10 protein-coding genes are annotated in these 8,805 nt (G+C 39.4%); 3 read left to right on the plus strand and 7 right to left on the minus strand.

Annotated elements, in window-relative coordinates; genetic code table 11:
- The first annotated feature begins 105 nt into the window (after positions 1-105).
- The 3 genes from DV872_RS20495 (at position 106) to DV872_RS20505 (ending at position 1,907) form a co-directional block, all read left to right on the plus strand.
- Positions 106-663, plus strand: a complete 558-nt coding sequence (locus DV872_RS20495) for a hypothetical protein (protein ID WP_114631837.1) — start codon at positions 106-108, stop codon at positions 661-663.
- Positions 664-918: 255 nt separating this feature from the next.
- The gene (locus DV872_RS20500) at positions 919-1,413 is read left to right on the plus strand and encodes a GNAT family N-acetyltransferase (RefSeq protein ID WP_114631838.1); all 495 of its coding nucleotides are present in this window, start codon (positions 919-921) and stop codon (positions 1,411-1,413) included.
- Between the two features lie 26 nt (positions 1,414-1,439).
- A complete protein-coding gene (locus tag DV872_RS20505) occupies positions 1,440-1,907 on the plus strand; it encodes a GNAT family N-acetyltransferase (protein ID WP_158547085.1) in 468 nt (155 codons plus the stop codon).
- Between the two features lie 113 nt (positions 1,908-2,020).
- On the opposite strand, the gene DV872_RS20510 is transcribed toward DV872_RS20505, so the two are convergent.
- From DV872_RS20510 to DV872_RS20545, 7 genes are all read right to left on the minus strand, one after another.
- Positions 2,021-2,605, minus strand: coding sequence for a GGDEF domain-containing protein (locus DV872_RS20510; RefSeq protein ID WP_147283227.1), 585 nt, complete (start codon positions 2,603-2,605; stop codon positions 2,021-2,023).
- An 810-nt stretch (positions 2,606-3,415) separates the two neighbouring features.
- Positions 3,416-5,131: a serine hydrolase gene (locus DV872_RS20520; protein WP_114631842.1), complete on the minus strand. Its 1,716-nt coding sequence runs from the start codon at positions 5,129-5,131 to the stop codon at positions 3,416-3,418.
- 109 nt (positions 5,132-5,240) lie between these two features.
- Positions 5,241-6,125, minus strand: coding sequence for a LuxR family transcriptional regulator (locus DV872_RS27190; protein WP_114631843.1), 885 nt, complete (start codon positions 6,123-6,125; stop codon positions 5,241-5,243).
- A gap of 57 nt (positions 6,126-6,182) precedes the next feature.
- Entirely contained in the window at positions 6,183-6,740 is a 558-nt protein-coding gene (locus tag DV872_RS20530) for a GNAT family N-acetyltransferase (protein WP_158547086.1), read from the minus strand.
- Positions 6,741-6,748: 8 nt separating this feature from the next.
- Positions 6,749-7,249, minus strand: a complete 501-nt coding sequence (locus DV872_RS20535) for a GNAT family N-acetyltransferase (RefSeq protein ID WP_114631845.1) — start codon at positions 7,247-7,249, stop codon at positions 6,749-6,751.
- Positions 7,250-7,328: 79 nt separating this feature from the next.
- The gene (locus tag DV872_RS20540; RefSeq protein ID WP_114631846.1) at positions 7,329-8,213 is read right to left on the minus strand and encodes an SAM-dependent methyltransferase; all 885 of its coding nucleotides are present in this window, start codon (positions 8,211-8,213) and stop codon (positions 7,329-7,331) included.
- A 71-nt stretch (positions 8,214-8,284) separates the two neighbouring features.
- A partial coding sequence (locus tag DV872_RS20545) for an integrase core domain-containing protein (RefSeq protein ID WP_147283228.1) occupies positions 8,285-8,805 on the minus strand: 521 nt, incomplete at its 5' end.

Genomic DNA, 8,805 nt, shown 5'->3' on the forward strand with positions numbered 1-8,805 from the left:
TATTTCATCCTTTTGGTTGATATCACAGGCTATTCCTATATGCAATAATATACATACGTTACAATATAATGAAAAATTCTATTTGAATAATTAAGGATGTTCTTAATGAAAAAATTAGCATTGGCTTTTTTTCTTATAGTGCTCAGCATACAAATATATGCAGATACAAGATTGGGGATAGAATTACAATACTGTGAGCCAATAAAAAGTTCACAGTCTCACTTTAACTTGAATTCAAATTTTGGAATATCTGGAGATTGGACTAAAAATCGGTTTGGTGTTTCATCTTCAATTTATTACAAACCACTTCCATATACTTCAATTGAAGAAATTCCAGCTGTTATGGTCACAGATTTCTATAGTATTATTGATATTCAGATATCACCAAAAATTTATTTATTTAAAACTGACCGTAAATTTAATCCATTTATTTCTGCTGCAATAGTGCATCGATTTATTCTTACGCCTAAAGATATAGACTATGAGACTGTTGATACAGTTCTTAAAACAATGTTAGGACTTGATTTCAAATTTGAACGATTTTCTCTGTTACTGCAGGGAGGAATAATACCTGTGAAATATATGAAATCAAATGAGTTTCTACTAATACCAGATGATTTTGATTCAGTTATATCTTTTGCATTTCTATATAATTTTAAATAGTTATATACGGCTTAACACGATGGCGTTAAACCGCCGCCCAATGTAAATTACGGTCAATCTTAAATAGTATTCCTGGCCGACAAGTGCATTAAGAATGAAGTGAAGTTGAGTCGTGGAATATTTTGGCTTGGGATCAGGAAAAGGGATGAAAAGCCGTATTAGGCCTATTAGACAATGAAATTTCAACCTTTTGGTTGATAGCCAATTTTATCAATTTTCCTCATACTTAGATATAGAAGATTCAAGGGGAGGATCATGTCTATAAGAAATGCGAAATCAGAAGATTTATCAAAGATATCGGAAATCCATATTTCTGGATGGAGATTCGCATATAAAGGAATCTTGGCTGATGAATACCTCTACAATCAAGATTTCTCAAATGATGCATATATTTTATACAACAGAATATTAGAATCACCTCATCCAAAATTAGAAATATTCGATGATGGAACTATCAAGGGATTCATTGTTCATAATACAAGAGATCTCAAAACTGAACATTATTATGAAATATCATCTCTTTATGTTGAGCCTGAATTTCTGAGGCAAGGGATTGGATCATCATTATTAAGAAATGCTGAAACCTATGCCCGCAGTTGTGGAGAAAATGTCATTAAAATATGGTGCATGGAAAAAAACGAGTTGGGATTAGATTTTTATTATCGTCATGGCTATATTTTCGATGGAGAAAAAATAAAGGATGGTCGATTACAGACCGCTGTTATGAGATTAAAGAAAGACTGCCAATAACCGGCCATCATCTAGCAGGAGAAATAATGGAAATACGAGAAGTTCATGGGCTGCCAGACTATCAGAAAATCCTTCCATTACTTAAAGCAGAATGGGAACAGTGGCCTGAAGGCTCAGAGCATAAGAATGACACTGAGCAAGAAATGGTGAATAAGATGACTGATAGTCATTTGGTAAATGCTGATGTAACAAAATTCTTAATTAAAGATGGTCAAATATTAGGGTTTTATCGATACACAAAGATTCCCAGGAATAGTGATGATACAAAGATCGCACATACAATGGATATTTCTATTCTTCCAGGTAATCAGAAACGAGGACTAGGGAGCTTGCTGCTTAAAGATATGATTGATGATTCTCGGTCTCGTGGTTTTGAATCCTTACAGAGTAGAACATCCAAAGTAAATACAGCTTCTATTGCATTGCATAAGAAAATTGGATTTCAATTGATATTAGAAAAGGATGATTCTTATGTTTGGGAAATATCACTATGAGTTGGATATTTGGAATTCTTATTACCGCAGCTAATATACCGAAGAGTCTTCACGGTAATTGGAAACCAGAGAAAGATTCTCTATAATTTTCAATTCTGACCTACCCACGTTGATCATGACTTTTTAATCTCATCAAAGGATATCACACAGTTCCGGCTTTTCCGTTTGCCATAATACAACGCTATATCGGCTCTCTTTATCATACCGTCTATTGTATCCCCGGAATTTACGACAGACACACCAAGAGTTAATGTCACTGATACTGATTGATTGCTGCCGTCAAATTCATATCTATGCTCTTCCACGGTCTTTCTGATGCGTTCAGCCAATGTTATAGCTTGTACCCTGTCTGTTGCCGGCAATAAAAGGAGGAATTCTTCACCTCCCCATCGAGCAACGGTATCATATGTTCTGATCGATTTACGTATGTCTTTTGTGATTGACTTCAGTAAATAATCCCCGCAATCATGCCCGTATAAGTCATTGATATTTTTAAAGAAATCAATATCAGAGCTTACCAGAGCGAACTCCGTACCGCTTTTTTGATATCGCTTATATTCTTGCTGAATTTGTTGCTCCATATACCGCCTGTTATAAAGGCCTGTCAGGCTATCGGTCATTGAGATCCGCTCAAGTTCCTGGTGACGCCTGGTTCCTGATATAGATGTGGCAATCAGGTAATAGCTAAAGAAAATCAATATTGTAGTTTATATCAAGGTGATAAAAGTAGACAGAAGATATGTTCGTTGAAAAGCATAACTGGTCAGTAACAGGAAAGATAAGATAGGAAACAATGTAAAACTTGTATTATGTTGATCTAGAATCCCAATGATATCTTTAATGGGTGATTTCATATACCGCTTTACAAACGGCAGGGCAGCCAGTTCCAGTATCAGGCCTGCCAAAACAAAAGTCTTTGGAACTGCAGGAGATAAAAAATAGTCTATATGTGTAAAGATAAGGTATATAAGTTGAGTCAGAGAAAATATCATGTAGAAGACAAAGATTTTTGCCTGAAATGTTTCTTTAAATATCAGGATACTTGGAACCAGGAATAAGGAGCCCAGTATGTAGCTAAGCAGCGAAGGATCGAGGTTGAAAGAGTAGAGCAACGAGTGCATTAAAAATGTCGTAAACCATGCAGCAATATACGCCAGAACTTGGAAGACCCGCGATCGCCTTGGTTCTAAAAAAATATATAATAATATAATATTTTCAATCAGGAATACACTTTTACTTAAAAAATACACACTCTTTATAGAGTCCAGCATCATTTCTCCATAACAATATCAGGCTTCACATTACAAAAATACTACCATTTATTCCTCATAATAATAAGTATTTTGTAGTAATTATTCCAAACAATGAAAAGCACCGGAAGGATGTTGAATACAAGTGCCAGAGTTCCATCAAGCCCGGTAAGCTATTATAAATATGAAGTGCCGGATATTTCTGAATATGGAATATCCGGCACAACTGCACAGGCCGTAAGATGGTTTAGTTCTTGATTATTCTACCTTCAAAAATCTTATTCCTCCATATTTTAATGTCTCCTGTGAACCTGTGTATTCCAGTACATATCCCAGATTGCGCCCATATCCCTGGACCTGAAGAAGGGAATCCGAGAGAATATTCAGAGCCATAGGAGTCTGTTGCCCCATTACATCGAGAGTCAGTATCATGCTTTCGGCTTCGGGATCATATGAGAGTGTGACAGCGTTGAGTGCCACACCCACCGTGACAGGCAGTTCCGGTATGTAGCGGCCCATCCGCGGTTTCCATGAATTTGGAAGAGAATACTGTGTGACTGGAAAAACGGGACCTATGAAAAAGTTGCCCCAGTAACAGAAGAGATTCTCAGGTTCTTCTCCTACCGGAGAACTGGAAATAAAGCGGATACCGCTCCCCTCCACTTCCAGGATATTGTCTGAAGAGAACAGGATGGGTGCGTGAATTCCCATTTGAGAGAAATCTGCCCATAACTGCCCTTCCCTGGATTCCATTCTGAAGAGTCCCAAGTTCCCGACATTGTAATGACCAGCTTTCCGGGTAATTTCCTTCTCGCCGGGTACAAGTGAATGCCTCTCGGGATCAGCTGTCCCCGTTGGAGTCTGATCGGCACCGATCAGCAGAGCCAGCACTTCTTCACAAAGAGAATTCAGTGCAATATCATCGATAATGTTGTCATTGGCAGAAAGGAAAATACCAATGCCCTCCTCCGGCAGTAGCTTCAAAGAGGAACGAAAAGGGGGGATTGTGCCTCCGTGCTCCACCATGAGCCGGTTGTAGAAATCTTTCAGCCAGAATGTAAGGCCTATCTCAAAATCATAATCCAGGGGAACATCTCCGTTCTGCCTGATAAACATGGAACGGAGGGTTTCGGGCCGAACAATCAGGTCTGATTCACCACGGCTGCAGGAGAGCAGCTCATCCATGAAGGCTCCCATATCCCGGGCGGAGAGGAGTATTGATCCAGCAGGAATATCTCTGATAAATTTCAGTTCTTCCGCCTCTCCTGCCGTGAATCCTCCGGAAACTCCCGGTGTATTCCGATCTGTAAGTGAGACTAGGGCATCGTCCATTCCGGCAGGTCGGAAAATCTTCTGCTCCAGATAGGCCGCATATGTCATGCCCGAGACGGTCCCGACCAGCTCTCCCAGGAGACTGAATCCCGCATTATTGTAAGCAAACACAGTCCCTGGTGCTCCGGTGAGATACTCTTGGGAGAGCAGAGCGGACATACTCATGAAATAGTCCGGATCATACTGTGTCAGTTCAAAGTCTTTCATGTAATCACTGGGGATTCCCGAATGATGAGTCAGAAGATTCCGGATTGTGACTGGGGCATCATCAGGGCGCAGCAGTTTTGGATTGAAGTCTTTCAGATAAAGACGGATATCCGCATCCAGATCGACAACACCTTCTTCAGCCAGTTTCATCACAGCCAGAGCGGTCACGATTTTGGAAACTGATCCGATCTGGAAAAGAGTGTCTTCTGTCACAGCCTCCCCTTCCGTGTTTCTGTATCCGAAGCCCCGGGCAAACAGCAGCTCTCCCTCATACACAACAGCGGCACTCAGGCCAGTGATTCCTATGCGGTCAACGGCTTCCTGAAGCAGATTCTCCGCGTCCTGCCGGGGACTCTGTTTCTGCGGGAAAATCCCGGCACAAGATATAAATAGCAACAGGGTGAGTAATAAAACGAATAATGATTTGATTTTCATATGAACTCCTCATAATTTTAATCTGAGATTAGAGAGAGGAGCGGAATAATCCTATCAGCCTTTGTATGACTATGCTGAATAAAAGAGGTTGATTTTTGTATGATACAGGCTAAAGGGGCTCTCTGAAGCGGTATTTCAGCTCCGAGCGGCCGCTGACCCCCGTTTTTTTGTACACCCGTGAGACATGGGTTTTGACTGTCGCCATGGAGATTCCCAGACTGGAGGCAATCTCTTTGTAGGAGCAGGATTCCGACAGGAGCTGCATAACCTCAGTTTCCCTGTCTGTCAGTCCGAAGCGCATCTGAACTTCCAGAGGGGTTGCGGCATCATCCTCTGCACTATCTGAAGGGATGCTGCGATTCAACATGTATCGAATAGAGAAAATCAGGGCAGCAATGGTCAGAAAGAGAAAGGAGACCGCATCCGCTGGATGGATCTGCCTTGTTCGGGGGAGCATTCTCTCTAAAACCATCCAGGGTATGATCAGAGAATATCCAATCAAACCTGTCACACGTATTCTGTGAGAAAGATTATTCCCGGTTCTGATACAAAAAAGATATGCCCAGAGATAGAGGGCGAAGACCATGATCAGGAGAGAAACAATCAGAGAGAGCATGGGGAGGGAGAAGGATGTGACAAAGAGTATAACTTCCGCCACTGTCAGTATAAAAAGAAGCACCCTTCCCGCAGGACGGAAAAACCTGACAGAAACCTTCCCGAGTGCTTCAATCAGGCGCAAGACGCTGTAGAGCAACAGAGGAACTGTCAGCAGCTGAAACGCTGCCAGAATATTTTTCAGAGAGGGTCCCATAGAATGACTCAGACTGAATGCAATCCCCACAAAGTAATTCAACGCATGAAAGAACACGACCATTAATCCAATTCGGACACCCTTGTGAGGGGACAGAAAAGAGAGATAGATGAGGACAATCAGGGAGCTGATCCCTGTGAAAAAGGCGGCAATTTGTATTATGGCGTCAATGGAAAGAGTCATAAACGGAATTATACACAAAAGAAAGTACTATACCCATACTCTTCAAAAAGAAGCCCTTCATTTTGGAGTTTCTATATCTGCTCTTAACAAAGAGTACATTTCTAAATTCACAAAATTATTATTCTCAAATTCGTATTCTCTCAATTTCCCTTCATACTGGAATTTATTTTTCTGTAACACGATTTTAGAACCTATATTTCTTTCATCAACCAGTGCTTCAATTCTATTGTTATCAAAACTATCAAATGCATATTTCAATAATAATCCTATAAAATTAGTAATGATACCTTTTCCCCAATAGCTTTTTTCTAATTTATATCCAATCTCTATTCTCTTATGAGTTTTGCTATAATTGAAGAATCCGATATCACCGATATACTCATCTGATTCTTTTTCGACTATGATCCATCTTCCGGCATTATCACTAAAAGATTCAGTCATCCATGAAATCTCTTTCAATGCTTCTTCTTCTGTTTTTATATACGAGCCGGAACTACCATAAAATTCCATCGTTTCATTATCATTGCTGATGGAGATCAATTTTGCAGCATCTTTATTTTGGGGTTTTCGCAATTTGTAATTTAAATATTCAAATCCTATTTTTGATTCTGACATTTCAATTATCATCTCCTTGATTCGAGTTTCTTCATAAAGTACCGGGAAGGGTATGGACAAAGCTTGTATTCAGGCGGAAAATCTGATGATTCCACTTCAATAAAAGAATTTCGACGGTAGAAAGAATGAGCAGCACAGGGCTCGGGAGTGGTCTCGAAGCAAATGAACGCGAAATTCATGGATTTTGCCCAATCGAAAGCTGTATCAAGAAGATTCTGAGCTATCCGCCTAGGCTTTCCACGATACTCAGGGTGCACAAACATTTTTCCGAGTTTAGCAATCCCGCCACCCAAATTCAATAATGCGCTTGTCCCCACTAAAGTATCTTCGAGATATGCGACCCAGAAATTCCCATCAGAGGCTCTGTAGAATTCATCAATATTGTTTAGTTCCGGCTGAGGAAATTCTGTTTCTGTAAAGCCGAATTCGATTCTCTGGATTCCCCGAATAAGTTCATTTACACCATCACAGTCCGAGAACACATAGTTTCGTATTTCTAAATTTTCCATGTTCACTTCCTTTGGGAATAGATCATTGAGTTTAAATAATAGAGAATATTTAATACATTTTTTGTAATTCACTTTGATCTTACATTTTTTCTGACTCAACAATACAGTAAAACGGTTCGATATCTATTTTTTCACCAAATTGAATATATTCTGTCATTCTTAATCCACATTCTTTTAAGAATAATTCCACTGCTGCTTTAGGATCATCTGACATATCTATACCAAATTGCGAAGTCTCTCCCATTTTTTCTATTATGCTCAAAAAAGATTTAGCTGCTTTTGAATATTCACCTGAACTAAAGACCTGGGAGTAAAAGTCTTGAGCAATGATACTTCCGTCTACACACAAATCAGCCATTGCCCTAAGATTTTCTTTGACAGTATCAGCATCTAAATACAAAGAAACACTTTGCCAGAGAAACAAGGTCTTTTTTGTTTTGTCAAAACCAGCTTTCAATAGATTATCGACCCAGGATTCATTTGCATAATCAACCGGGATATAGCTGATCCAGTCGTGCTCAATTCCTGCTTTGTTCAAAGTCTCAATTTTAACATTTACTGTATTCACCTGGTCTAGTTCAAAAACCTTTACCTTTTTTCCTTTTGTAAATTTTAAAGTCATTAGATCAAAGCCAGCTCCGGGAAGGACGATCTGCTCCATTTCATCAACATATTTTTCCATTACCTTGTCAAACATTAGCACCCTGATACCAGCAGTGGAATCTGCGGTCTCTTCTCCCGGTTCAACTAATATCCCAAGCCTGGTCGTGAAACCAAATAAGCGCTGGGAAATGATAAGTGGTCCCATAATTGACCACATGCCAAATTGTGATTCACATGGAAATTTCCTTGTAAATGCGACAGAAATGGGGTCCGGCCTGGTATTAAAATAGTGCATCAACCACCTGTATTGAAGTGCTTTAATTGCCGAGAAAGAGACACCCAGTTTCTTGCTTATTTTCATTTCTTTGTAAATTGCAACTACCGGAATATGTCAACATAGTTGAAGTGTGCTCTTTGAAATAATGATAAAATTTAACTGGCGAATTTCCTTTCTTTTTCTGCTTTTATTTTAATCCTTGTATCTGCAGATGGATTTAGGTAAACAACGTGGGTTTCAGGTAATTGTTTTACGTGATTACTCCATCTTAAAGGATTCTTTTTTTGTGCTTTAATCATGGCCTTATTACGCTTTATAATAATTGATTTATAGTTCCCATTTCTTACCTGGAAAGGTGTAATAAAATTTAACCCGGAATGACTGTGTGCTGTATTGTAATTATGGACAAATCCGGCAAACCATTCCCGTGATTCAGCGATTGATTTGAATTTTCCCGGATAAGATACATGATATTTCAGGGTCTTGAACCATGACTCAATAAATGGGTTATCATCACTGACTCTGGGTCTGGAATAACTATTGCTAATACCAAGATCATAGAACAGTGTCATCAGAGAAATCCCTTTCATCGGATTTCCATTATCTGAATGGACAAAAACATCGGGATAACCATTCTCCTCAAAAGCGGATTGAAATAATTCCTGGGCAAGAACAT

This window comes from Oceanispirochaeta sp. M1, assembly GCF_003346715.1.
GTDB lineage: Bacteria > Spirochaetota > Spirochaetia > DSM-2461 > DSM-2461 > Oceanispirochaeta.

What these genes read in the sequence shown, in the direction of transcription:
- DV872_RS20495 (WP_114631837.1), top strand. Translation starts at nt 106, where the DNA reads ATGAAAAAATTAGCATTGGCTTTTTTTCTTATAGTGCTCAGCATACAA.
- DV872_RS20500 (WP_114631838.1), top strand. Translation starts at nt 919, where the DNA reads ATGTCTATAAGAAATGCGAAATCAGAAGATTTATCAAAGATATCGGAA.
- DV872_RS20505 (WP_158547085.1), top strand. Translation starts at nt 1,440, where the DNA reads ATGGAAATACGAGAAGTTCATGGGCTGCCAGACTATCAGAAAATCCTT.
- DV872_RS20520 (WP_114631842.1), bottom strand. Translation starts at nt 5,131, where the DNA reads ATGAAAATCAAATCATTATTCGTTTTATTACTCACCCTGTTGCTATTT.
- DV872_RS27190 (WP_114631843.1), bottom strand. Translation starts at nt 6,125, where the DNA reads ATGACTCTTTCCATTGACGCCATAATACAAATTGCCGCCTTTTTCACA.
- DV872_RS20530 (WP_158547086.1), bottom strand. Translation starts at nt 6,740, where the DNA reads ATGTCAGAATCAAAAATAGGATTTGAATATTTAAATTACAAATTGCGA.
- DV872_RS20535 (WP_114631845.1), bottom strand. Translation starts at nt 7,249, where the DNA reads ATGGAAAATTTAGAAATACGAAACTATGTGTTCTCGGACTGTGATGGT.
- DV872_RS20540 (WP_114631846.1), bottom strand. Translation starts at nt 8,213, where the DNA reads ATGAAAATAAGCAAGAAACTGGGTGTCTCTTTCTCGGCAATTAAAGCA.